General features: G+C 52.1%; 19 protein-coding genes. 5 read left to right on the top strand and 14 right to left on the bottom strand.

Annotation, left to right across the window (positions count from 1 at the left end):
* Positions 1-4: 4 nt before the first annotated feature.
* From K7P01_RS13435 to K7P01_RS13420, 4 genes are read right to left on the bottom strand one after another with little or no spacing between them, the layout of a single operon-like run.
* Positions 5-2,278, bottom strand: a complete 2,274-nt coding sequence (locus K7P01_RS13435; RefSeq protein WP_267293765.1) for a DUF5682 family protein — start codon at positions 2,276-2,278, stop codon at positions 5-7.
* The gene (locus K7P01_RS13430; RefSeq protein ID WP_267293763.1) at positions 2,275-3,357 is read right to left on the bottom strand and encodes an ATP-binding protein; all 1,083 of its coding nucleotides are present in this window, start codon (positions 3,355-3,357) and stop codon (positions 2,275-2,277) included. The genes K7P01_RS13435 and K7P01_RS13430 overlap by 4 nt, the downstream gene beginning before the upstream one ends.
* 14 nt (positions 3,358-3,371) lie before the next feature.
* Positions 3,372-4,898 carry a DUF5691 domain-containing protein gene (locus tag K7P01_RS13425; protein ID WP_267293761.1) on the bottom strand — a complete coding sequence of 509 codons (1,527 nt, stop codon included), beginning with the start codon at positions 4,896-4,898 and terminating at the stop codon, positions 3,372-3,374.
* Positions 4,865-6,178 carry an SWIM zinc finger family protein gene (locus K7P01_RS13420; protein ID WP_267293759.1) on the bottom strand — a complete coding sequence of 438 codons (1,314 nt, stop codon included), beginning with the start codon at positions 6,176-6,178 and terminating at the stop codon, positions 4,865-4,867. Before K7P01_RS13420 ends, K7P01_RS13425 begins: the two co-directional genes overlap by 34 nt.
* Before the next feature lie 89 nt (positions 6,179-6,267).
* Here K7P01_RS13420 and K7P01_RS13415 point away from each other — a divergent pair, with 89 nt between their 5' ends.
* Positions 6,268-6,792, top strand: a complete 525-nt coding sequence (locus K7P01_RS13415) for a DUF488 domain-containing protein (RefSeq protein ID WP_267293757.1) — start codon at positions 6,268-6,270, stop codon at positions 6,790-6,792.
* A complete protein-coding gene (locus K7P01_RS13410; RefSeq protein ID WP_267293755.1) occupies positions 6,789-7,313 on the top strand; it encodes an RBBP9/YdeN family alpha/beta hydrolase in 525 nt (174 codons plus the stop codon). Before K7P01_RS13415 ends, K7P01_RS13410 begins: the two co-directional genes overlap by 4 nt.
* Before the next feature lie 645 nt (positions 7,314-7,958).
* Here the strand turns inward: K7P01_RS13410 and K7P01_RS13405 are convergent.
* Positions 7,959-8,480: a GNAT family N-acetyltransferase gene (locus K7P01_RS13405; RefSeq protein WP_267293753.1), complete on the bottom strand. Its 522-nt coding sequence runs from the start codon at positions 8,478-8,480 to the stop codon at positions 7,959-7,961.
* Complete coding sequence (locus K7P01_RS13400; RefSeq protein ID WP_267293751.1) at positions 8,461-8,979, bottom strand: hypothetical protein; 519 nt, start codon at positions 8,977-8,979, stop codon at positions 8,461-8,463. Before K7P01_RS13400 ends, K7P01_RS13405 begins: the two co-directional genes overlap by 20 nt.
* A gap of 269 nt (positions 8,980-9,248) precedes the next feature.
* Between K7P01_RS13400 and K7P01_RS13395 the strand changes: the two genes are divergently transcribed.
* Both K7P01_RS13395 and K7P01_RS13390 read left to right on the top strand, forming a co-directional pair.
* Positions 9,249-10,859, top strand: a complete 1,611-nt coding sequence (locus K7P01_RS13395) for a Na+/H+ antiporter (protein WP_267293749.1) — start codon at positions 9,249-9,251, stop codon at positions 10,857-10,859.
* Between the two features lie 109 nt (positions 10,860-10,968).
* On the top strand, positions 10,969-11,226 hold the full coding sequence (locus tag K7P01_RS13390) for a hypothetical protein (RefSeq protein WP_267293748.1): 258 nt from the start codon (positions 10,969-10,971) through the stop codon (positions 11,224-11,226).
* 3 nt (positions 11,227-11,229) lie between these two features.
* Here the strand turns inward: K7P01_RS13390 and K7P01_RS13385 are convergent, their stop codons facing one another.
* The 8 genes from K7P01_RS13385 to K7P01_RS13350 form a co-directional block, all read right to left on the bottom strand.
* On the bottom strand, positions 11,230-11,463 hold the full coding sequence (locus K7P01_RS13385; RefSeq protein ID WP_267293746.1) for a hypothetical protein: 234 nt from the start codon (positions 11,461-11,463) through the stop codon (positions 11,230-11,232).
* A 157-nt stretch (positions 11,464-11,620) separates the two neighbouring features.
* Complete coding sequence (locus K7P01_RS13380; protein WP_267293744.1) at positions 11,621-11,917, bottom strand: hypothetical protein; 297 nt, start codon at positions 11,915-11,917, stop codon at positions 11,621-11,623.
* A 168-nt stretch (positions 11,918-12,085) separates the two neighbouring features.
* Entirely contained in the window at positions 12,086-12,826 is a 741-nt protein-coding gene (locus K7P01_RS13375; protein WP_267293741.1) for a TVP38/TMEM64 family protein, read from the bottom strand.
* Between the two features lie 62 nt (positions 12,827-12,888).
* Entirely contained in the window at positions 12,889-15,318 is a 2,430-nt protein-coding gene (locus tag K7P01_RS13370; RefSeq protein WP_267293739.1) for an ABC transporter permease, read from the bottom strand.
* 138 nt (positions 15,319-15,456) lie between these two features.
* A complete protein-coding gene (locus K7P01_RS13365; RefSeq protein ID WP_267293737.1) occupies positions 15,457-16,563 on the bottom strand; it encodes a mechanosensitive ion channel family protein in 1,107 nt (368 codons plus the stop codon).
* 185 nt (positions 16,564-16,748) lie between these two features.
* Complete coding sequence (locus tag K7P01_RS13360) at positions 16,749-17,144, bottom strand: response regulator (RefSeq protein WP_267293735.1); 396 nt, start codon at positions 17,142-17,144, stop codon at positions 16,749-16,751.
* A gap of 7 nt (positions 17,145-17,151) precedes the next feature.
* Positions 17,152-21,633: a chemotaxis protein CheB gene (locus K7P01_RS13355; RefSeq protein ID WP_267293733.1), complete on the bottom strand. Its 4,482-nt coding sequence runs from the start codon at positions 21,631-21,633 to the stop codon at positions 17,152-17,154.
* A gap of 14 nt (positions 21,634-21,647) precedes the next feature.
* Positions 21,648-23,153 carry a GAF domain-containing protein gene (locus tag K7P01_RS13350; RefSeq protein ID WP_267293731.1) on the bottom strand — a complete coding sequence of 502 codons (1,506 nt, stop codon included), beginning with the start codon at positions 23,151-23,153 and terminating at the stop codon, positions 21,648-21,650.
* Positions 23,154-23,403: 250 nt separating this feature from the next.
* On the opposite strand from K7P01_RS13350, the gene K7P01_RS13345 reads away from it, so the two are divergent.
* Positions 23,404-24,789: a mercuric reductase gene (locus tag K7P01_RS13345; protein ID WP_267293729.1), complete on the top strand. Its 1,386-nt coding sequence runs from the start codon at positions 23,404-23,406 to the stop codon at positions 24,787-24,789.
* Positions 24,790-24,814: the final 25 nt, after the last annotated feature.

Below are 24,814 nucleotides of genomic sequence, written 5' to 3'. Positions count from 1 at the left end.
TTAATCAGGCTGGTTTATCTGTCGCTATGCCACTGCGCTGCAGGCCCAACAATTGAAGTATAACCGGCAGTCCTTGCCGGGCGCGCGTGGGATCGAGTGCAGTGGTATCAAGTACCTCGACAGGCGCTAAGCCCGCATCCTCTTGTCGCGCCTTCTCACCGATCTTGCGTCGCTCCGCATGCGAGAACTGCGAGAACGTCCGCCGCATGAGCGGCAACAGCGCCACAAAGTCCGGCTCCTGCAGGTCGCGCACCCAGCGATTGACCAGACTCCAAAGACGCAAATCAAGTATCAGCAGGGAGCCACTGCCCTTGAGAAATCCTTCGATCCACGAAGCCGCTGCCGCAGGGTTCTCTGCCCGGGAGAGTGCACGCGCGAAGCGTGCTTCCAACGCTTCACTGTCGATCACCTTTGCATCGGCCAACAGGCGCGTGCTATAGCCTGATACCAGCGGTGCTGCCTGACGGTGGTCAGCAATCTGCTGCAATGTCTCGTACCAGGCTTGTCGCTGCTCGGGTATATCCAGCAGGGCGATCGTATCACTTAACTGGTGCAGGTGTACCGTGATGGTGGTCGCAGCATCGTCGTCGATCGACACACACGCCGGCGGTAAGCTCACGCATACCCGGGCGATCATGGACTGCAAAATTCCGAGCAGCATCTCCTGGTCAGTCTGACGCACGTTGCCGTAGCGCGATGCAGTAGCGAGGGACGGCAGCACTTCCAATAGTTGTAGCACGTCCCCCGTCGCCGCCGCGAGGCCATCGATCCGCGCGATCAGCGCCTCCGTGGCGCGGGGGAGCTCCGCAGGTATTACTTTTTCCAACAGCCCGCTGACCACACCGAGTGTGGCCGCCTCACCCGCCTCGTTGGCTACATATTGCGTAACAGCCTCTTCGAGGGTATTGCCCCAGTTGCCTTTTTCGATGATGCGAATGGAGTATTCGGGTTCCCACCGCAGCTGCCACTGCTCTTTAAAGGTGCCTTTGCCGCGCACGTGTTGCAGGTGTCCCCAGGTAATCTCTAGCAGTAACAACCGGTGCAGAAATATACTTCGTTCCAGGTGCAGCGATTCACGCAAGTCGAGCAGCAGCTCTTTTATACCCGCCTCCGCCGGCATGCGCAGCCGCTTCTGCGTTTTCTCAACATCCTGGAGGAGCGGCGGTTTGGGAATAGCCGACGGCACCGTGCCGATCGTATCGCTTACGATCAGCGCCTCGCGGATCAGTTCAAGCAAGATCGGCTCGCCGCCACACAACACCGCCAGGGCAGCCTCGTTGAGCTCGTCCAGTCCGGCTTTGCTCCGGCCGCGCAAAGAGGCCAACGATTCGGCCAGGCGCACAGCCTCGATGATGTGTGCCACCGAGGTATCGATGTCGCGGCTTCGAAACAGGCGGGCGACGTTCGTCATCCACTGCGTGCCGTCGTCGTTCGGGAAATTCCATACATGATGATACCATCCCGGCGACAGAATGCCCGCACCATAACCGCTGGCAAACGACAGGCGGTCGTAGGTCCACGGAATCCAGGTTGTTTCTACCTTTACTTTCGTCAGGCCCTTCAATAGGGCTTCATCATCTTTTTGTTTGGGCATCGTCTCCAGTGCAGGCGCGTGCCAGGCACCACAGATTACGGCAATCTTTTGATAGCCCTCTTTCTCCGCCTGCCGGATCATTTTGCGCATATAGGCTTCGCGCAGTTGCTCCGTACGATTTTCGCGGTTGGGCAGCGTCTGCCGCAGCGCGCGCATGGCTTCGCCTACCGCCTCAAATATATCGTCGTTGTTTACCCGTTGCTCGAACATCTGATCCCACCAGCGTTCGCCATCGTTGAACCCGGCCGCCTCTGCCAGATGTCGCAGCGGGTCACGATGATCATGAAGCGCTTCGACGTGTTCTTCTTCCACAGGCGGTGTACCGGTTGATTCCAGCCCTTCGGCCGGCGACGCTTGCTCCGACTCGAACGCAAACCGGTATACCAGCGGCAAGTCCATAAACCGCACGGGTACGCTATTCGTTGCGCCATGTTGAATTGCCTGCCACTCCGGCGAGAATTCGGCAAACGGATAAAATACAGCGTGCGCCGGCTTGTCGGGTCGAAATGCCAGGATCGCCACGGGCGGCTTGAGCTCGCTGTGTTGCGACCACCGCAGCAGGTCGTCGCCTTCCTGCGGCCCTTCTACCAGGATCATATCCGGCTGCAGCCTTTCCAGGAATGTCTTTACATTCCGCGCCGATCCAGGCCCATGGTGCCGTATACCCAGAATGTGTATACTCATATACCAAGGTCGCGGCAAGCGCGGTAAATATCTTTCCACTCGTCACGCGGCTTGACCACGGTCTCGAGGTATTCCTGCCATACGATCTTGTCCTGTACAGGGTCTTTTACAACGGCTCCGACTATGCCCGCCGCCAGGTCGGGCGCTTTCAACGTACCATCACCAAAGTACGCCGCCATGGCCATACCGCTGTTCACGACCGATATAGCTTCGGCCGTGCTGAGTGTACCGGACGGTACTTTCAGTTTGGTCTTTCCATCCAGGGTGACACCCGCGCGCAATTCGCGGAAAATAGTCACGATGCGTTTGATCTCCGCTACCGCCGGTGGCTCGGCGGGAAGCTCCATGATCTTTTCAAAGCTCTGCACGCGACGGCGCACAATGTCGATCTCTTCTTCCATACTGTCTGGCAATGGCAGGATGACGGTATTAAACCGGCGCTTCAATGCACCCGACAATTCGTTTACACCCTTGTCACGGTTGTTAGCCGTCGCGATCAGGTTAAAGCCCTTCACGGCCTGTACCTCCATACTTAATTCAGGCACCGGCAGCGTCTTCTCCGACAGGATGGTGATGAGTGTATCCTGCACGTCAGAGCCAATACGCGTCAGCTCTTCCAGCCGCACGATCTTGCCGGCTTTCATGCCCTTCATCACCGGGGTCTCGACCAGCGCTTTCTCTGACGGGCCTTCCGCTAACAAGCGGGCATAGTTCCATCCATACCGAACAGATTCTTCGCTCGTACCGGCCGTGCCTTGTATGATCATGGTTGAGTCCCCCGAGATCGCCGCGGCGAGGTGTTCCGACACCCACGACTTCGCCGTACCTGGCAGGCCGTATAACAACAAGGCGCGGTCGGTTGTCAGTGTGGCGACCGCTATTTCGATCAATCTGCGATTGCCGATATACTTCGGCGATACTTCAAAGCCATTTTTGAGCTTACCGCCCATCAGGTAGGTCACCACTGCCTGCGGTGACATCAGCCAGTTCGGTGGACGCTTGTCGGCATCGTTCTTTTTCAGTTCTTCCAGTTCGGCGGCAAACAGTTGCTCGGCATGTTGACGAAGGATGGTGCTCATGGTATCGGTCGTGATTAATTTATCTGCGAGAATGATTTCTGTAATTGTTGTTTCCAGGACACAAGCCGGTATAGCTCGTTGGCTTGTGTCCGCCAGTATGGTTTTTTGGCTTCCTCCGCTGGCGTAAACGTATCGATATACGAGAGCAGCTCCACGGGTATATTATGCACAGCCTGCCGGTAAAATGTACGGTTATAGGTATATACTTCACCGGCCGTATACGCTATAATAGCCCTTGCCAGCGCGATATCCCACGGCTCATCCTGTTCCAGTAAGAGTTCTATGATGGCCTGTGGCTGGCGTGGCAGGAAGCGGGCAGCGCAGGTCATACGTTCTGCTACCGGCAGCGCTTTTAGCAACAACACGATGGCGGAGTCGATCAGTACCTCGTCGCCATGATCGAGCAATGTCCGTACCCAGGTGAGATCGCGGAAGGTGACGGCTGCATCGGCCAGTGCGGGCAGATAGAGTGCCGTGTGTTGTTCTTTTTGCAATAGTGTAATGACCGCGCGGGCGTCTGCTTGTTGCAGCTGCGTCTGCCAGAATACCGGCGGCACGGCCATAACCAGTTGGATCAGGATATATTGCTGGTCGGTAATCTGTTTGTTACTGCTCAGTTTTTCAACGCCGGTGGTAAAGATCTCAGCCGGTATAGCCACCGCTTCCTGTATCTCCACCGATGTTTTGTTCAACATGCCCAACAGCGCCTTACCCGTGCGCATGACAAAGGCCTGACGAAGCACGTCCTGATACGCTGTGACAATTTTTGATCCGGGTATATGTTTTAAGACATTGGTGATCGCAGTCGTTACCTTCTGTCCCTTTTCTTGTAAACTTTCCAGCCAGGGCAAGTCGGCATCCGAAGCCTGCGCCTGCAAGATGTTCAGGAACGCCACCTTATCGGCCGCACTCTCCGTTGCCCATGTACTTTGCAGCAGCACCAGCGCGCCGGGCGCGTCTGTTTGACGAATGTGGGCCAGCAAGGCGCGGCGCGCTTCCGGTTTACCGGTCTGCCACACGGTGGTGTCGTCTTCTGCCGGCGTATCGATACGCCAGGCAGGATTGAGGCGCATCAGCCACTGACCACGATTGCCGGCCACTGTGGTAATCATCGTACGAAACTCTGGACGACGTATCGCCAGGTCGAGTAATGCTGGCAAGATTTCAGGTCTCGCCAACTGGCCGGCGGCCTGACAATATTCAAGCCACAGCCGCACTAACGTATATAACTCATCCTCTACCAGCGATTGCAGCTCATTCGCCGCCTGCGACGAGCTATACGGTTTTTCTTCGGGCGCGGCCACTGATGTTACCGTCGATATTGCCGATGGCAATCTGCCCGTCTGGCCATATTGCCAAGCCACGCCGGCCAGCCGCAGAAAATCTTCCTCGGCATCAATCGGTGTCCACGACAGCTCGCCGGCAATGGTTGCCGGAAGATCAGCGATCGTAAGGGGTGCGCGTGCCGTGCCCAGCATCGCATGTTGTTGTATCGTTTCCCAATGCTTCATGCCCATGCCACGTAATGTTCGTCGATCCATACACCCAGGGGCTCGAATGCCTGCGCACTGCCCAAAACAAAAAGCCGCAGGGGAGTACCGCCGCTGACGGCCATCAGCTTCCAGGCACGGTCGTCATTGCCTTGCAGCACCACGCCATGGCCTTCGGCATCTTTTAATAACCAGCGGTTGCTGCCGTCGCGCACCGGTATGACGCCGTCGATGATCACCGGACTCGCACCCACCAACGGGTTTGTCATTTGCACGGCGGCCAGCATGTCGGCCACCTCGTGCCAATTCTTTAATCCCTTCACAACACCCGGCTCAACCATACCAAACTGCTGGCGTACCAACGCCCGCCGCGGCGTAGCGCCGGAAAAATAACATAGCTCCGCATCGATGCACGTGCCGGGCATGAGCGTGAGCTCAGGCACTGCGTTGCGGACAGAGAACTGCAAGATCAATGCATATTGTTGTGTCGTGGTGCCAAACAGCCACGTACGCTCCACCATGAGGTTATCCTCCTGTTCCGACCGACGCGACAACACCATCCAGGTATCACGTACACCAGCACCGGCTTTCACCTCTTCCTGGCTCTGGGCAAAGCCCACCCACGTACGAAGCTCCGCCTGCAGGTTTTCCGGCAACTGGTCCAGGCGACTGAATCCTTCTATCACCAGGTATATACGAATCATTTGCTCGAGAAACGCACCCTGCCAACCATCCTGAAACCGGTTGATCGCACCAAGCTGTCGCACCATGGCGGCCAGGCCGGAAGCCTGGGCGTCAACCATCCGCCGCGCCGTTGCCTCGAAGTAATTCGCGTCTCGGTCCGACAAGGCGTGCAGGCCATTGCGAACAATATCTTTAATCCAGAGTTTAAGATCCGCCATGCCCTCCTTCACGCGCTTGAGCCGCGTGGCCTGTCGCTTCGCCTGCTCCTCCGGATCGACCTTCGCTCCCTTTTCCTTCTTCTCGACTTTTTTCTCTTCCCGCGCTGAACGTTTGTCTAGCCAGTCGGTTACCCAGTCCGGCTCGGGTGTTTCCGTAAAGAGCTTTTTATCGCGCACGTAGAGCAGCATGAGTCCCAATCCGTGCTTGCAGGGGAACTTGCGACTGGGACATGTGCATTTAAACGCCACTGCCGCCAGGTCGACCTGTGCCTGATATGGCAGCTTGCCGCTGCCCTGGCATTCGCCCCACAAGGCCCGCTCACTACAGGCGCGTTTCCCCCACTTCGATGCGTTTGCCAGTTCCTTTCCCGACTTTTTGGACGACTCGTCCGGGGCCATCGCGAGAACTTGTTCCTCCGAAAAATCCATTGCTGCAAAATGATCCTTAAATGAATAGAACCGCGCAGGCAGATGCAAGTCGTTCCTGGAATTTAATTTATCTTCGTACCTCTTGTCGTATGACAGCGCCGAAGAAACCACTTTATACTATCGGTCATGGCAACCGACCCATTACGCTGTTGCTGGATCTGCTGGAAGGATATTCCATCCGGTATCTCGCCGACGTCCGTTCCCGCCCTTACTCGCGCTACAATCCGCAGTTTAATCGCGAGGCTCTTGCAGCGTCGTTAGAGACACGCGGCATTACCTATGTCTATCTCGGGGATACACTCGGCGGCCGGCCGGAAGACCCCTCCTGTTATATCGATCAAAAAATAAACTACGCGCTCGTCGCAGAGAAAGAATTTTACCAGCAAGGCATCGCCCGCTTGCAAACAGCGTACGACAGAGACATTGCACTGGCCATCCTGTGCGCGGAAAGTAAACCGGAGGACTGCCATCGCACGCGACTCATCGGTGAGACACTCGTGACCCGACAGATCGACGTCATGCACATCGACGAGCACGGCGGATTACAAACCCATACCGCCGTCATGCAGACCTTGCGAAAAGGATTACAAGATCTTTTTGGAAATCGAATATGACACACTACTTCATCGTTCCCGGCCTGGGAAACTCCGGTCCCGAACATTGGCAAACCCATTTTGAAAAAACACTCCGCAACACGCGGCGCATCGAGCAACAGGAATGGGAAGCGCCAGACTGCGCAGAATGGATCGCGACCATCAACACCGCCTTACAAAACCATGACCTTTCCGACGTTGTGCTGATCGGGCACAGCCTGGGCTGCTCCACGATCGCGCATTGGGCCGCACACTATAGCAAACGGGTGCGCGGCGCATTGCTCGTAGCACCAAGCGACATGGAGTCCCCCCTGTATACTTTTCCGATAAAAGGATTCGACAAAATGCCGAAGAAGCGCATCGACTTCAAAACCATCATGGTCACCAGCACAAACGATCCGTGGGTAACATTGGAACGTGCAACACTGTTTGCGAAGAATTGGGGAAGTACCCTTGTCAACATCGGCGACGCAGGCCATGTCAATGTTGACGCAGGGTTTGGCCCGTGGGAAGAGGGATTAGCGCTTGCCAAAATGTTGTAGTCCGGTCCAAAACTGTTAAATACACAGTAACAAATCATATATATAGTTACTATAGATATGAAAAAATTAATATAGGTAAAGTTTGCAAAATCGTTAGGGGCTCTCTACATTCGGTCCCACGAGCCCATCGATCCCGTCATACCGCTAAAAGTGTGATTGGATAGATGGGCTTTGTCTATTTTACGTAGTCTGAGTTGGTAAGTCTTAATCGATTTGTGCTTTACGGGTTGATTGTGTTTTAACAAGATCCTGCCTTTTCTGGCTACGTGCTCTGTTCCGGTCGATGTCCGCAGAATTTGCGAAAATTATGATAGCCCGGAACCTTGTTTACCACTGACTTTATTAGATGGGCTCTAATAAGTACCTAGATTTGAGCACCTCATGCTTTTAAGTTGAGGCATGCATACTCCAGCATGTAAAGGTTGGACGAACCCCCTGCTAATGAAGTAAAAAAAACTAACCCCTCACCTCCGTGTACCCGGTAGCCGGGTACACTTCGCCTGACAAGCTCCTAACCGACCCTATCAGGTATTACTTCCGGTACACCGGACGAAAGTAAAAGCCTCATGAGAGGCTTTTACTTTCCGTAAGGATATCGCATAATATTTTTATTTTTTTATGGCAGTAAAATGCCACACTTTACATTTATTCTTCCACCGAAAGATTTTTGCCTAACAGAATAAACTCTTGCAGCTGTCCGGGTAGTGTAATCTTTTTTTCAAAACTCAATCCCAACCGATTCAGCAGGTTTAGCGAGCGCTGGTTTTCTTCTGTCGTGATGGCAATGATGCGCTTGAGCTTCAGCGTCGTGGCAGCGTAGTTCAATACCGCGTGTGATGATTCAAACGCAAGCCCTTGCCCCTCATACTCCGGCAAAAATGCAAACCCAATGTCCGGGTCGTCGAGCGTGTCGCGCTTTAACAGCCCGCAGACACCCAAGGACAAGTTATCGTCCGTACGTGCAACACGCCACAAGCCAAAGCCAAACTGGGCATAGCTCTTTTGCGGGCCTTGCTGAATATAGTCTTCGGCGCGCTCTAGGCTAAATATACCACGATCGCCAATATACCGTAACCAGTTGGGTGTATTGAGTAGCTCCAATATGAATGGAGCGTCTTCCATCGATACTGTTGAAAGGGTAAGGCGATTAGTTTGCAGTATGACCATGTCTGACGACGTTTCGAATGTCATCTACCCAGCGATCGGCCAATGATACCGTAAAGATGTGTGTGCGGCCCTTGACTTTTACGGTAACGCCCGTGCGATATTTGCTGTGCAGAATGGATAATTGTACTTCGCTTATTTCGTTCCGGTCTGCCTCCACATGTCTCGGGCGCAGCCAGTACTTCTCACTGGGATAACAAAAGATCAGTCGCTGATTGGTCAGGATTAGGTTACCTTGTGTGAGTTGTCCATCCACGACGTATCCAGCCTGTGCTGACCTTACAGTTTTCTCATCCTGTTCCAGTATTGCACCCAGCAACGATACGTCAGTTCGCATCTGGCTGGAAAATGAGAACTTCATAAAGCCGGCCATCAGGATGCCCATGAACATCGATTTACCGATGTGCTCAGCGAGCGATAAATCATGATTCGGAATAATCGAGAAAAGGGCGGTGAACCCAATAGATAGCATACCAAAGATAAGCCATGGCCTTTTTCTCATGACTGCATAAAACGGTAACATAATCACGCAACAATATTCGTTCAATATACGCAGAATGCTTCCGCAAGTTGGCGATCCCTTGTTTTATTTTTTTATGCTTCCTGCGACAGGCCACTGCTCTGCGAATTTTAATGCTTTTTTAATTCCCGACGAATATGTCGTTTTTTCAGTGCTGACAAGTCGATTTGTACGCGTACGACGTCACCACGGCCAGGCCGCTGGCCGGGATGGGTTGCCTACCTCCGTTTCCTTTTTTTAATTTGCCCCACATGATTCATCATAACCTGCTGCTGATCCTTTCGCTGCTGTTTGCGGTCTCTATTCTTTCCCTGTTAAGCCAGAAGCTGCGGGTCTCTTACCCTATATTCCTGGTCATCGGCGGACTGCTCATCAGTCTTATCCCCGGCACACCCCACATCACACTCAACCCCGAGCTGATCTTTCTCATCTTTTTGCCACCGCTGTTATACGAAGCAGCATGGTATACTTCGTGGCACGACTTCTGGAAATGGAAACGGCCCATCAGTCAGCTGGCGTTCGGTTTGGTGATCATCACATCGTGTGTGGTCGCCGTGATATCCAGCAAGATGATTCCGGGCTTTACCCTGGCGCTCGGCTTCCTGCTTGGCGGCATCATCTCGCCACCGGACGCTGTCGCCGCTACCTCCGTGCTCAAAGGCTTGCCAGTGCCCCGGCGCGTCGTAACCATCCTGGAAGGTGAAAGCCTGGTGAACGACGCATCGTCACTCATTGTGTTCCGGTTTGCGCTGGCGGCTATCATCTCGGGGAATTTTATTCTGAACGATGCTATTGGAGATTTCTTTATTGTAGCCGGTATGGGCGTCGTCGTCGGAATAGCCATTGCCCATGTCATGTATTTTATTCACCGCTACATGCCCACGACCGCCAGTGTAGACACCGCGCTTACGCTGATGACGCCATACATCATGTACATCGGCGCCGAACGGTTTCATTTCTCGGGGGTCATGGCCGTTGTCAGCGGCGGATTGTTTCTCTCCTTCCGTTCACACGATTTTCTCAACTATCGCTCGCGTATGCAGTCGACCAGTGTGTGGGCTACACTGGTATTCCTGATGAACGGCTTTGTCTTTATTCTGATCGGGTTGCAACTGCCGGTGATCATGGCCGAAATGGGCGGGTATTCCGTTTCCGAGGCCATCCGCTATGGCGTCATCATCAGTGTCATCACGATCGTGCTCCGGATCATCTGGGTCTATCCGATCTTTTATTTACCCCGCTGGTTCAGCAAACGCATACGCGACCGCGACCCCGCGCCGGGTCTTAATACAGTTTTTGTCATGGGTTGGGCGGGTATGCGCGGTGTGGTATCGCTTGCTTCCGCACTGGCCATTCCCTTAACGCTGGAAGGCGGTGAAGCCTTCCCGCAACGAAACCTCATCCTCTTTATCACCTTTGTCGTCATTCTGATCACGCTGGTCATTCAGGGCCTCACCCTGCCGCTGGTGCTGCGATTGTTAAAGATCAAAGAGATCGACGAGATTGTGCCGGAAGAGGAACAAGAGGCTGCTATTCGTCTGCGGCTGATGAAAGTCTCTCTGCACTGGTTGGATCAGAAACACGCTACGGAAGTGGAAGAGAATGAATTGATTGAAAACATTAAACAGCAGCTGGAGAGTGACCTGGATCTGACGCGTCAACGGTTGGAGACACTTACGCATCATGATCCGGAGATGCGGGAGATACGAGAGTATACACATATTCTTCAGGAACTTGTTGAGGCGCAACGGAAGGAGCTTGCGTTGATTCGGCGGGAGAAGTTATACGATCATGAAGTGGTGCGGAAACAGGAGGCGCAGCTTGACCTGGAAGAAGCCAAATTGAACCACTATACGCATTAGCGAGCAATCGCTCTCCACGGGCCAGATACGTATCCAACTCCTTCCATACCATTCCATACCAAAAGGCGCGATTTTTTACTATTTTACAGCAGTATCAACACTTTTTACTATGATCACTGTAAACGTCATTGAAACGGAATATACGCCGGTGGGCGATATGGCCGAGCTGCTGCTGGACAGGCATGTGGAGCCGGCCCTGGGAATGATGCTGATCGACGAGAAAGGTGATACCTGGGAAGTGACCGGCACACTTTCTGACAGCCAACGAAATACGACAGACTCGTCGATGCGACGGTGGACCTTTCAGGTTAAGCCCGTCAATACCGACGACAACATCCACACCGGATTATTCAAGCTGATGCACTAAGCATTAGGAAGTGGGATTTTCCACGACCACTTCCCACCGCCCGCGGTCATCTTTAGCATATGACAGGCCGTTGCTCATGGTATGCACGTCTTTGCCCGACGGGTCGGTAAAGGTCTTTGTTTCATTCACCCGGATGCCGCCGTTTTCCTGTGTCAGGAACACGATCAGCGCGGTTACAGAGGGGGCCACATCGTGCAGCCACAGGTCGTCGTTCTCGCGTACAAATGCCTGGCTCATGGTCTTCAGTTGTTTTTACTGTACAAGATAAAAAATGATGCCCTCCCCGGCCGAATTAAGACACGAGAGCCCTTCTCTTTCGGGAAGGGCTCGTTCGTTTTGTAGCAGGTTATGGGCTCCTTCTACATTCAGGTCTTTTTTTGACTTTACAAAAGCCTTAGAGAACGGAAGCTATTCGCAAGGATTCGTTCATCGGCTCGTGCGCCAACATAGGCTTTATATCGTTGATCTTTTGTACCTGCGCTTCCAGCTCTTGCTGGATCTTATGGTTCAGCTCGATCAGCTTGTTCAGTCGGTCGATGACCTCGGTCTTTTCAAAGTCATTAGACTCGTTGTGCGTACGCAGGTATTTGGCAATGTCGGAAATACGTTCGTCTATCTGGATGATCGATGTCAGGACATTGTCGCCGTACGATACTTCTACGCTATCGAGATTAAATTTAAGGTTTTCCATGATCGTGCGCTTTATTTGCCAACAACACATAAAAAAGTGTGCCGTGCGTTCTGCACGGGCGTTCGAACGTCGAGCGTGCAATGAATATACACATTCGCCGCCAAATGTGGAATGGGAAACGTAATATATATTCGTTCTGACCCCGCGTTACAACATGGATGTTACTTACTAACGGTCAGCATACCGGGCATATGCCTCGCGTCGTTTGTGCCGGTCAAGGTAAATATACCCCAATAACAACACCACCGAAATAGACGCGATCCAAATCAACGCCTTTTCGATCTTACCGTTGTTACCATAGATTGCCATGAGCACGATAAGCGGTGTGATGCCACCCAGGGTAGCCAGTATATATTTCCGATAACTCATTTCCAGAATGCCGGCAACAAAACTCAACGCATCATTCGAAAAGGACGACAAGCGTGTAATGGCAATCGCCTTCACACCATAGCGCTCAATAAAAATACAAATCTTGTCTTGTGCTTTCTTTGAGACAAAGCGGTCGATAGCACGTGGGCCGAGTTTGCGACCGATGAAATATCCCAGGGTTGATGAAGCAAATACGCCGGCGAGCGAGATCAACCCACCCCATATGGGCCCGTAGCAAATAATGGAGATCATAAACAACAGGACATTCGGAACCACAAACATAAACATCTGCAGCATCATCGCCACGATCAACACCAGCGGACCCCACAATCCAAACTGCTGTACCCAGGATTTGATCCGTTCCTCGTCTTGGCTTGTAATAATTTCAAAAGCCTCATTAACCCCGGCCTGGAAATCCGGGAAGATAAAGTAACAACCCACGAGCACCGCCAACACACCGATGGCAGCAAACATCAAGACGTTGCTGGATTTCTTTTCTTCTTTTTGGGGAGCTTTATTCTCTGCACCTGGTTCTTCCATACGACCGGCATTTTCATTAACGGTGGATAAAAATCCACGTTAAATAACCATGCCATTCGCACTTATTCCTGCCGTAAAGTATTGACGGGATTCATGTGCGCCGCCTTCAGAATTTGACTACCCACGGCCACAAGGGCCAGGACGGCTACTACGACAACCGGCATCAGGAACATCCACCACGCCAGCGATGCGCGGTAAGCAAAATCTTCCAACCACAACGTCAGCACAAAATACGCCAGGGGTATACCCACCACGTTGGCTGTCAGCAACAGACGCATATAATCCCGCGAGAAGAGCAGAAAAATACTGGATGCCGTGGCGCCCAATACTTTGCGTACACCCACCTCTTTCATGCGCACCGTGACCGTATACGACACCAGGCCCAGCAGGCCTAAACAGGAAATGGCAATTGAGAAGAACGCAAACATGGTAAACACACGACCAAAGCGTAGGTCTTCTTTATACTGATCCGCGACGTGCGTGTCAAGAAACGAGTAGTTGAAAGGATTGTCCGCGTATGTCTGCTGCCATTGTTGCCGTACGTGGGTAATAATATCCTGTATGGAAACGGTATTATCCGGGCTCAGCCGTAACGATATATAGAGCGGATACGCCGGCGTGTTGCGGAGCATCATCGGCTCAAAGCTGTTGCGCAATGATTTATGATGGTAATTCTGCACCACGCCCAACACTTCTACGGTCCGACCCTGGAAGTCAATCTTTTGACCCACGGCCGCCTCCGGCGAAGCAATGCCAAATAGCTCCACCGCTTTTTCATTGAGGTACACCAGGCTGTCCCTGCCCGGCTCCATGGGCGGGAACTTACGCCCCGTCAACAGCTTCAGGTCGAACACATTCAGGAAGTCTTCGTCCACACGGTAGGTCAACAAGCCCAGGTATTGATCCGATCGACCCAGGAGGCGAATGTTGGCCATGTTATCGAGGTCGTTATAAGATTTACCCGGCAATGCGGAAGACAAAGTCACATATTTTACCGCCGGGTATTTCAGCACCTGCTCTTTGAAATGCTGATAGCGACTGAAAAACACCGAGTCGTTCGTAATCGTACTGGGGCTGTTGATCACCAGCGTTTTGTCGAATGAAAATCCGAGGTCTGCCTTACGCATAAATTGCAACTGATTTATGACGATGATCGTACCGGTAATGAGACCTGCCGACATCACGAATTGAAACACCACCAGCGCCTGACGCAACCACGACTTGCCCCGCGCAACGCTCCCCGACGAAGCCTTGAGGACCCGCAGCGGTTGAAACGATGATAATGCCAACGCCGGATATAGGCCCGCTACCAGGCTTCCGACGACATACAACGTCAGCAATGCGCGCAGAAAATCTATATCGCCCAGCAACGTAAAGCGCAGGTCTTTTTCCAACATGGCGCCAATCAACGGCACCGACGCCTGTACAATCATCACGGCCAGCAAAATGCCGATCAGGTTCATGCAGAACGACTCTAACAGGAATTGGCCCATAATCTCCCGTCGGCTGGCGCCGTTTACCTTGCGCACGCCAATTTCCTTGCCGCGGCTTTCGCCCCGCGCAGTCGACAGGTTGATATAGTTGACCCAGGCAATAACCAGGATCATGATTGAAATCACTACCAGGAACTGCACCGCGCGTCCGTCGCCACGAGGTTCTAATTCAAACGACAGGTGCGAGCGCAAGTGAATATCCTCCAAAGGCTGTAATACAAAGCTCTTGTGCGAATCTTTGCCCATATACTTCTCGGCATAGCGGTCGTCAAGCTTCGCTTGCAGCATGCTATAGTCAGTGCCGGGCGCCAACCGGATGTACGTATAGAAGTCATTCCAGCCCCAGTTATGGGTCAGGTCCCTGCCGGCTGTAAATTCTGCATACGAGATCAGCACGTTGGGTTTGAAGTGTGAGTTACCCGGTACATTCTCCATGATTCCGGTCACACGCATGATGCTTTGGCCGTTTACCCGGATGGTTTTATTCAACGGGCTCTCTTTCCAGGTGTCCATTGGGCCGAAATACTTCTCTGCCGCCCGACGCGACAGCACGATCGATGCGGGTTCGACGAGCATCGTAGCCGGGTCACCGGTCAACACCTGGAAGTCGAAGAAGCGGAAGAAGGTGGAATCAGCGTAGTATACTTTCTCTTCCTCAAAAATGCGGTCGTCAACCTGGAAAACGATGCGGCCGTATTCAGGAGTGATAAAGGTATAGGCCTGTACTTCCGGAAAGTCAGCTTTCAGCGCCGCGCCGGCAGGCACATAAGTCGCTGCGTCGGTATATGCCTCTTGGTTGGGACGGGCAAAGTGCATGGCGACACGGTAGATGTCCGACGTGTGGGTATGAAATCGATCGTAACTCGCTTCGTATTGTACATACTGCGAGATGATGATGTACATCGCGAGACCGACAGAGAGGCCCAGAATGTTGATGATCGAATATGCTTTGTTTCGAAGCATCGTGCGGAGGATCACTTTGAAGTAGTTGCGGATCATGGCGGGCGATTTGGCCAAGGCATGCAATTATGTGACCACAATCGATATTGGTATTTGATCTGGCGTTTGGCGTAGCAAATGATTATATGGTGTCCGGTTCCGGATGTTTTTGTCCGCCTTGGGACGCATAGTCAGGCGTTAAGTTCTGGCGGCTTCCGTTTTATCTGTCGCCTCATTGGGATTCAAAGCTTCCTCCCCGCCACCTTTCATCATCAAACGTTGTGTCGGCAATGCGAAGTCTACGCCCAATGCCTGCAAACGATCGTAGATTGCGAGATTGATTGATTGTTGAATATCCATGTACTTGTTGAAGTCCGAACTGAGCACAAAGTATACGATCTCGAAGTTCAGGCTCCAGTCCTTATAGGAAGCAAAGTGTGCACGGTCGAACCGTACATCTGCCTGGGCTTCCACAATTGCTTTTAAGATTGCTGGAATCTCCCGCACTTTTTCGATTGGTGTGGCATACGAGATATTGATGTTAAAAACTACGCGCCGTAAGTTTTGGGTTTTGAAGTTATGAATTCTGGCGTTCATGAGGTTGGAGTTGCCGATGACCAACTGCTCACCACTGAGGCTTCGAATGCGCGTTGTTTTCAGACCTATATATTCCCCGGAACCCATCTTGTCATCTACGACAATAAAGTCACCGACCTCAAACGGTCGATCAAAAAAGATGACAAAGTAATTAAATAAATCACCCAGAATGTTTTGTGCTGCCAGGGCTATAGCAATACCACCGATGCCCAACCCGGTGATAATAGTTGTAACATTGTAACCCAGGTTGTCGATTAAGAATACCGCGCCCAAAATCCAGACGACAATGTTGATGATCACCATCAGGCCTCCGAGCTGTCTGATCTTCTCCTCGCCTTTCTCCTGTCGGCGTATATAGTTCTGAAGCACCAGCAAAATGATCGAGGATATCAGCCGCAGGATAAAAAACGTAATCACCAGGGCGGTAGCAATGCGCAGCACATTGTCGGCCTTCGGTGTCAGCTCCAGGTAGTTGATACCCGAATAGATAATAAAGTAGTATAACGCCGGCAGCGCAAAACGTTCCACACTCTTTAAGAGAAAATCATCATTGGTAGTCTTGGTGGTATTTGCCCATTTTTCCAGGCGGCGCAACAACGTGCCTTTAAAGATGCGCAGGGCCAATGTGCCGACGACAATGATCGCCAGGGCAATGAGATAGTCTTGTACGGTATTGTTCCAATACTCGCGTTCTAATAGTTCGTTCATTATGATAGACGGATCTTATTGGTGAAAGTACCGGCTATCATAATTTAATTATTGTGCCCGCAGCATGAGAAGTAATGACGCACGAAAGGGTCGAAAAAGAAATCAACCTAGCCTGTGGAATAAATTCAACAAGCTATCGAACGAAGGCGTGGAACAGTCGACACACTCACTGTGGAGTATTTTCTTCAGAGAGCGAGGGTCATCAGCATTTTAATCAGTGCTATATACTCGTTGTAATCATACGGCTTAGACATGAATGTCACCGCGCCGAGCGCCTTCGACTCGCTGGCAAGCTCCTGGCCATCATGGGTAGAGTATATCACTACCGGAATGTGTTTATAGTCATCGCTCGCTTTCACTTCTTTTAACACTTCCGTTCCCTTTTTTTGCGGCATGTTTTGATCCAGCAAAATCAACGCCGGGTATGCATCGCGCCGCTGTTTTTTGGCGAGGAAGGGTATTACTTCGCTGCCCTCTTCGAGCATCACGAGCTCATATTCTTTCTCCACCTCTTGAAAGATCTCTGCGAAAACGGCACGGTCATACTGATCGTCTTCACATAACAACAAGTACTTCGACATACTTACTTTACTGTTTAATCGGAATTACAAGTTCAAATAGTGCGCCTTGTCCCTCCTCACTGGAGCCGCGTACCAGCCCCTGGTGTATATCAATCACCTTCTTCACGATGGCCAGGCCGATGCCGGAGCCTTCGTATTTGTCCTTGGGGTTGATACGATGGAACAACACGAATATTTTTTCCCTGAATTCCTCATTAAATCCTATGCCATTGTCGCGGACAGTGCATATACAGAAAGGACCGTTGGGGTCTGAAGAGGCGGTGAACGATTTTTCGGCCACGCGTGTCGCCGTAATGGTAACGTGCGGCGGCACACCGTCGCGTGCAAACTTGAGGGCGTTGCTGATCAGGTTCTGGAATACCTGGCGGATCAGGTTCGGTATAACTTCCATGTCCGGGAACTGGTCCACCGTAAGGACCGCTTTCCTTTCTTTGATCAACAGCTCATAGTCATCTTGTATATCTTTTAACATGGCATTGATGTCCGTTACCCGGAAGTCGCCACGGTCGGGAGAGATTTTGGAAAAGTTCAGGATGTTGGTAATCATCGCGCGCATGCGCTCCGACGACGAGGCAATGGCATCGAGGTAAAAGTGCGCCTTCTCGGGCAGCTGATCGCGGAACTGGCTGCCGACCATACGCGAAAACATCACCATTTTCCGAATAGGTTCCTGCAGGTCATGCGACGCTACCGAAGCAAATTGCTTCAGGTCGTTGTTGCTCAAGCGAAGCGCCTCGTTTACCTCCTCCAGTTCCCGGGTACGGCTGGCGACTTTTTCCTCCAGGAGCTTATTCAGACTTTTTTGTTCGTGGATGTCCACGGAGGTAATAACCCAGTTCACAATCACGCCAGCGCGATTCTTACGCGGGTTGGCGCGCAGCAGGTTCCAGCGGTATTCGCCCCCCTGCACCAACAGCCGCAGCTCGAGCGTAAACTCCTCGGCGCGGTTTACAGACTGACGCCACGTCTCTAAGAAAACGTCAATGTGCTGCGGGTGGATCACCGTGCTCCAACCCTTCGCCAGAATTTCTTCGGTTGACAGGCCCGTATATTTCTCGAACTGACGGTTCACAAACGTGATATTTCCCGATTCGTCGGCCATCCACACGATCAGTGGCATAGACTCTGCCAGGAACTTGCGCTCGGCCTGTGAGTTGGCAATAGCTTGCTCGGCCTGTTTGAGCTGCGTGATGTCGAGCATCGAACCGATCATCCGGCAGGGTGCACCGAGCTCGTCCTTGATGATTGTGGCCTGGTCGAGTATGTCGAGGTATTCACCATCGGCCCGCTGAAAACGATACTCGGTAGACCAACGCTGACTGTTCTGATTGATGGCTCTGTACAATGTCTGTTGTACACGGTCCTTATCGTCAGAGTGAATCCTTTCCGCCCAGGTAGCGCGCGTGAACTTATCGCGCACGACATCATAACCGAAGACGTTGTAAAAAGTATCGCTCCACCACGCTTCATTCCGTACAAAGTCCCACTCCCAAATAGCATCGATCGTGGTGGTGGCAATGGTCTTGAAACGCTCCTCACTTTTTGATAACTCGAGCGTACGCTCCCGTACTTTCTGCTCCAGGTCGGCGTTTAGCTCTTTCAGACTGTCTTTTGCCCGCACCAATTCTGCATAGCTATTGCGCAGCTTGTCTTCGGCGGCCTTCTTTTGCGTGATATCGGCAAACGTCATCACCAGCCCGTCCTCCATGCGAATGGCGTTCACCTGGTACCAGCGGCGTGTGTGAAGAAGGTAAAAATCCTGCTGCATAGGAACGTTGCGCTCCACGACGTATTGCATTTCCTGGAACAACTCGTCGCTGACCAGTTGTGGCAGGTCCTTACGCACCGATTTCCCTTTCAGGTCTTCGGTCGTGCCCAGCAAGGAGCTGGCCATATAGTTGGAAGTCTCTACAACGAAGTCGAGTATATTTCGCTCCACGCTGCGCACGCTTTTCAACGCCAGAATGGCACTCGGGCTAACGTTGAACACGGCAGCAATAAATGTGCTGAGGTGTTTCACCAAGCTCACGTCAACAAACGATATCACGATGCCTACTTGCTTGTCTTCGTTGGAAAGGTAAGGCATCATCCGCATGAGCAGGTTTCGGCCATTTGCCAATAATAGCTCTCGCTCAAGTGTCTGGTTAGTTTGCTGCACTACCTGCAAGTCCTGCGCCAGGTTATCGTACCGGAAGTTTGTCGAGAAGTGTGTAATGGGTCTACCGACATCGCTTTCGATGAGGTTGATCATTTTGGCGGACGCTGGATTGAACTTCCGGATGTTCAGCTCTTCGTCCAGGAAAATCTGTCCAAAGTCACTGCTGCGGAAATAATTGTTCAAATCGTCGTTCAATTCCGACAGCTCCTGAATGCGCAGCTGGTACTCCGTATTGAGCGTGTGCAGTTCCTCGTTTACAGACTGCAACTCTTCGTTCGAGCTCTGTAATTCCTCGTTCGCCGTGAGTAATTCCTCGTTCGAGCTTTGCAGCTCTTCGTTGATCGTTTCTGTATTCTCTACTGTTACTTGCAGATTGTAGCGGACCTTTTGCAGGTCCATTTCCAGCGACCGAATATAGTCGCTCGTGAATTTATCCGTCGAATCGAGATCGGGCACCACCGGGGGTGGCGTCATGCCAGGCAGTGTTTGCTGTTGGCGAAGTATCACCAGCGTCAGTCGTGTGGGCACTTCTACCTTGGCCGGCACGATCAGTACCTCCAGCACATACTCTTCATCGTCCCGTTGAAACTTCAGGTCGCGGAGCAATACCCGTTGATTTGTCTTCCATACCTTACGGACCTCCAGGCTTAACATCGGACCGAGGTTGGGCGGCAACATCTCCAGCAAGTTGAACACCAACTCGCGCTGTGGCAGCGATAGTATATTGTTATAGTCCCCAATAGTCTTGACGATTTCAAACTCGTCATTAATGTAACAACCTACATATCCAAATTCGCGGCTGATCTCCTGCTGAAAGAACTTAGCGTAGCTGTCTCCACTTCTTCCCATCGCAGTACTCTCAGGCTCGGGATAGCTGCTTTTACGCTGCGATATGTCCATGAGGTGACGACTGTTCAGGGGGGCCTCATATTCCTTGCGATATACCTTGGCTTTCGCGTCGACGTCGACCAGGTATTTTTCAATCGTCACCGGCGATTCGCTGGATCCCAAAAACAAGTAACTCTGCCGTTTGAGCGCGTATAGTAAAATGGGAAACAGCTTCTCTTGCAGCGAGCGCGTCATGTAGATAAGCATGTTACGGCAGCTTACCAGGTCATTCTTGACAAACGGCGCCTCGTTGGTGATATCATGTTTAACGAATATGATCTGCTTGCGGATGTGCGGCAGGACCTGATAGCTATTGTTGCTCCTGGAAAAATACTTTTCGAGCAGTTCCTTGCTGATGTCCGCCTCGATCGAAGTTGGATATATACCTTTGTTAGCGATGGTGATACTCCGCTCGTCAATATCCGTGGCGAAGATTTTTACCATCAAATCTTTCTTTTGCTTTTCCAGCGCTTCATTGATGAGGATCGCGATGGAAAGCGCCTCTTCGCCCGTGCTACACGCTACTACCCATACTTTCAGAATGTCACCATTCTCTTTCGAAGCCACCAGTGGGTTGATGACCTCACGCGCCAATACCTGGAAGGCCTCCTTGTCGCGGAAGAATTTTGTGACCCCAATCAGAAAATCGTTGCTCAGCGCACGACACTCCTGTGGCGACTTGCGCAGCACCTCTAAATAACCTTCCAACGTGCCGTGATTTCCCTTCGATATCCGGTTGTAAATACGCCGCAACAGGGTAGGCGTCTTATAATAGTGAAAGTTAAAACCTACTTCGTCGTGAATAAGCTGGAAAATCTCGTCAAGCGCTTTGTTCTCGAGCAGGTTGTTGGTATTAAGATACGAGAGGTTGGTCTGGGTATGGAACAGGATCTCTTCCGGCATCTGCGATGGTGATAATATCGCCCGTGCATGACCCGACTGTATCGCGCTGATGGGCATGCCATCGAATTGCGCCGTCTTCGGGTCTTGCACCAGTACCAGACCTCCGCAGTTTTTAATGGCTTCGATGCCCCGGGTACCGTCCGAACCCGTGCCCGAGAGAATCACACCAATGCTTTTCTCTTTCCGCTCGTGCGCCAGTGATTGGAGAAATACGTCAATGGCATTGTTTGGTACTTTCAGAGGTTCCTTTTTTTCAACCGTCAGGTTATTGCCGCGGATCGTCAGCGCCCGGTTACTGGGTATGATATATACGCAATTGGGCTCCACCTGCATACCATCGACGGCCTCGTATACACGCATCTTAGTATGACGGGTAATGATCTCGGCCAGCAGGCTTTTGTGGTCGGGGGAAAGGTGCTGGATCACCACAAACGAGCAGGCCGGTGACGCCGGCATGTTGTCGAAGAATTCATTGATGGCTTCGAGTCCGCCGGCCGAGGCACCTATTCCTACTATAAAATGATCCGTTTCGCGGGCCATGGAGCGTCTATGTGTTATTTAATACGAGTTGTGCTAAATTCATATAAAAAGTTGCGCAGCACTTCCGCCAGGATGAGCTCTTCTTTCCGCCACCGCGCGGACCGTCCCGTGACGGTCTGTTGCCAGATCTTAAAGGAGTTGCGCGGATGATACGACTTGCCATCGCTTTCAAACTGGATCCGTTCGTGCGGGTTACCGCCCCATTGGAGGGTCTCGATCATCTCGCGCCGAAAGAGCAACAGGAAGTCATGCCGGCGCGGATCAATAACCAGGCACAGCAGTCCGCTGCAAGAGCCTTTGTATCGTTCTGCTGCGTCGTTCACCGATGATATCGAGGTGGTATGATAAAGGCTTTTAATGTCTTGTACGCTCAGCCAGAGTGCCAATTCTTGCAGGTCCTCCTCCGGCGGCGTTTTGCCCCATGTGCGCGTCAGCCCATTGCGTATAATGGCTAATCCATCGGCTTCAAAGAGCTCGGCAATACGCCCCGTCCCGACCATCGTATCATCCGGATTGCCCGATGCATAAATCTCTTTCACCAGCGTCGTATACTTTTCTTTCAGGTTCTGGTCGAACTGGTAGCTGTTCTTATTTACAAGCAACGACAGTTTGGCCGAGATTGCTGCGGAAAGCATTTCCAACACAGAACACATCTGGAACGATAGCTGCCGCGGCGTACGATGGTGGCAGGCCATAAGTCCCCACAACTCGTTGTTTTTCATAATGCGGATGGACATGGAAGCGGCCACGTCCATGTTCCGCAGGTATTCTACGTGCACTGACGCTACACTGCGCAGGTTGCAATCAAACAGGTCAATAAAGGCGCCGGTGAGTGAATTAATGACGGGATATAATCGCACGGGCTGTGCGTCGCGATCCGGTATATACCGGTAGGCGTTTTTTTTGTACAACTCCCGTGCCTGGCGGGGTATGTCCGAGGCCGGGAAGGTTATGCCGAGGTATACCTCCATACCCGGTTCCAGCACCTCGGCCACCACGGTGCCGTTCCACTCCTCGTCAAATTGGTACACCATGATCTTGTCAAAGCCCGAGACCTTTTTGATCTCCGCCACCACGATCTGCCAGAGCGCCGTGAGGGTCTCTGCGGATTCAATGCGGTTCATGGCATATTTTAATTCATGGTATACGTTGGCAAAACTGGAGAGATCACCTGTGCGACCGCCTGGTATTTCGATTTCGGCAAGGAGATAATTTTCCTTGGCGTGCCAAAGAACAAAATGCTCCACACCGCGAATGTTCCATTGGTCAGGAAGCGGATTTGTAAAAGATGTAGTAAGTTTTTGTTGAATCTTTTCTACAATATTTTCCGGAACATAAGCACTCAGTGGCTTGTCGATCATCTCTTGGATCGGATCACCAAAAACGAGATTACTATTTTCACTGGCCTGAATGACTTTGAAATCTTTGCGATTGATCACCAGTAAGACACCATACGGCTGGATGTGGTTGGTCAGGTGGATGGGTAGGCTTCCACAAAGCTCCGAGTCAAAATTCTTCATGTATACTGTAAACTAAAAAATCCACGAAATTCAAAGGTATTGATTCATCCTACTAACTATCATACCACCCATAGGAAATTGTTATCTTCCGTAGATATACTGTGTGAGGAATTTTCGGGCACGGTTTTTTACCACATGCCCCTTCGTCGGTAAATTTACATATTGATCCTTACCGTTAGACCACGCGTATTTTCATTGTTGGCTTTGCCGTTGACAAGAAGCCTGCACAGAAATTAACTAAGACCTGCTTATGCAAAAACATTACAAAGCTATCGTGATCGGTTCGGGCCAGGGTGGCAACCCCATGGCCAAGCGCCTGGCAGAAGCCGGCTGGAATACCTGCCTCATTGAACAACGATGGGTCGGTGGCACCTGCGTGAACGACGGCTGTACCCCTACCAAAACCATGATCGCCTCCGCCCAGGCAGCGAGCGTCACCGCGCACGCGAAAGCGCTGGGCATCGACATCGATGGCTATAGCGTCAACCTGCCCGCCATCCTCGCACGTAAAGACAAGCTCGTACTGAAATCGCGTAGTGGCCTCGAGCAAAAGCTGCAAGACACTGATCACCTCGACCTGGTATATGGTACCGCCACTTTCACCGGTCGCAAAACGGTGGCGGTCACGTTGCTCGATGGCACGGTCGCGTCGTGCACGGCCGACTTTATATTTATCAATACCGGCGTACGTCCGGCAATACCCAGGATCGAAGGCCTGGACACCGTCCGCTACCTTACCTCTACCACCATCCTCGATTTGAAAGTCCTACCCGAGCATTTACTCGTGGCAGGCAGTGGCTATATCGGCCTGGAGCTGGGGCAAATGTTCCGGCGGTTTGGCAGCCGGGTGACATTGATCGACCCACATGACCGGCTGCTCCCGCGCGAAGACACCGACATCGCCAACGCACTCAAAACCATTCTCGAAAACGAAGGCATGACGCTCCACGCCGCCAGCAACCTGCGGCATGTACAACCTGACGGTGATGGTGTTGCCGCCACAATTGACAAGCAGGGAATCGAGATCACGATAAGAGCTTCTCACCTCCTGATGGCGACGGGTCGAACACCCAACACCGATGCCCTGAACCTGGCAGCAGCCGGTATCGAAACCGACGACAAAGGTTATATCAAAACAAACGATGCCCTCGAGACCTCCGCTCCGGGTATATATGCCTTGGGTGATGTTAAGGGAGGACCCGCCTTTACACACGTATCGTACAACGACTATCTTATATTATTTAACAACCTGCTGCACGGCGGCCATGACCGCATCACCGGCCGGCTGGTACCTTACTGTGTTTTCACCGACCCGCCGTTAGGCCGTGTAGGACTGACCGAACAGGAAGCACGCGACAAGGGATTACCGATCGAAGTCGCCACCCTGCCGATGTCACGTGTAGCCCGCGCCAACGAAGTGGGCCGCGCCGCCGGATTAATGAAAGCGATTGTAAACCGCGAGACAAAACAGATTCTGGGCGCTGCGATATTGGGTAACGAGGGGGGCGAGATCGTCACGATCCTGCAAGTAGCCATGATGGGTGGCCTGACCTACGAGGCCCTCCGCGACGGTATCTTTGCGCATCCCACGTATGCCGAGTCACTCAATAATCTTTTTGCCAGCATCGGCGCGTAGGTATAAAAAAAGGCCACAGCATGTG

The sequence above is a fragment of the Parachryseolinea silvisoli genome (assembly GCF_021190955.1).
GTDB lineage: Bacteria > Bacteroidota > Bacteroidia > Cytophagales > Cyclobacteriaceae > Ohtaekwangia > Ohtaekwangia silvisoli.
Note: the sequence above shows the minus strand (reverse complement) of the source record. Positions and strands in the feature narration are given on the sequence as shown.

Coding starts and splice junctions, on each gene's coding strand:
- K7P01_RS13435 (WP_267293765.1), bottom strand. CDS start 2,278: ATGAGTATACACATTCTGGGTATACGGCACCATGGGCCTGGATCGGCG.
- K7P01_RS13430 (WP_267293763.1), bottom strand. CDS start 3,357: ATGAGCACCATCCTTCGTCAACATGCCGAGCAACTGTTTGCCGCCGAA.
- K7P01_RS13425 (WP_267293761.1), bottom strand. CDS start 4,898: ATGGATCGACGAACATTACGTGGCATGGGCATGAAGCATTGGGAAACG.
- K7P01_RS13420 (WP_267293759.1), bottom strand. CDS start 6,178: ATGGATTTTTCGGAGGAACAAGTTCTCGCGATGGCCCCGGACGAGTCG.
- K7P01_RS13415 (WP_267293757.1), top strand. CDS start 6,268: ATGACAGCGCCGAAGAAACCACTTTATACTATCGGTCATGGCAACCGA.
- K7P01_RS13410 (WP_267293755.1), top strand. CDS start 6,789: ATGACACACTACTTCATCGTTCCCGGCCTGGGAAACTCCGGTCCCGAA.
- K7P01_RS13405 (WP_267293753.1), bottom strand. CDS start 8,480: ATGGTCATACTGCAAACTAATCGCCTTACCCTTTCAACAGTATCGATG.
- K7P01_RS13400 (WP_267293751.1), bottom strand. CDS start 8,979: ATGAGAAAAAGGCCATGGCTTATCTTTGGTATGCTATCTATTGGGTTC.
- K7P01_RS13395 (WP_267293749.1), top strand. CDS start 9,249: ATGATTCATCATAACCTGCTGCTGATCCTTTCGCTGCTGTTTGCGGTC.
- K7P01_RS13390 (WP_267293748.1), top strand. CDS start 10,969: ATGATCACTGTAAACGTCATTGAAACGGAATATACGCCGGTGGGCGAT.
- K7P01_RS13385 (WP_267293746.1), bottom strand. CDS start 11,463: ATGAGCCAGGCATTTGTACGCGAGAACGACGACCTGTGGCTGCACGAT.
- K7P01_RS13380 (WP_267293744.1), bottom strand. CDS start 11,917: ATGGAAAACCTTAAATTTAATCTCGATAGCGTAGAAGTATCGTACGGC.
- K7P01_RS13375 (WP_267293741.1), bottom strand. CDS start 12,826: ATGGAAGAACCAGGTGCAGAGAATAAAGCTCCCCAAAAAGAAGAAAAG.
- K7P01_RS13370 (WP_267293739.1), bottom strand. CDS start 15,318: ATGATCCGCAACTACTTCAAAGTGATCCTCCGCACGATGCTTCGAAAC.
- K7P01_RS13365 (WP_267293737.1), bottom strand. CDS start 16,563: ATGAACGAACTATTAGAACGCGAGTATTGGAACAATACCGTACAAGAC.
- K7P01_RS13360 (WP_267293735.1), bottom strand. CDS start 17,144: ATGTCGAAGTACTTGTTGTTATGTGAAGACGATCAGTATGACCGTGCC.
- K7P01_RS13355 (WP_267293733.1), bottom strand. CDS start 21,633: ATGGCCCGCGAAACGGATCATTTTATAGTAGGAATAGGTGCCTCGGCC.
- K7P01_RS13350 (WP_267293731.1), bottom strand. CDS start 23,153: ATGAAGAATTTTGACTCGGAGCTTTGTGGAAGCCTACCCATCCACCTG.
- K7P01_RS13345 (WP_267293729.1), top strand. CDS start 23,404: ATGCAAAAACATTACAAAGCTATCGTGATCGGTTCGGGCCAGGGTGGC.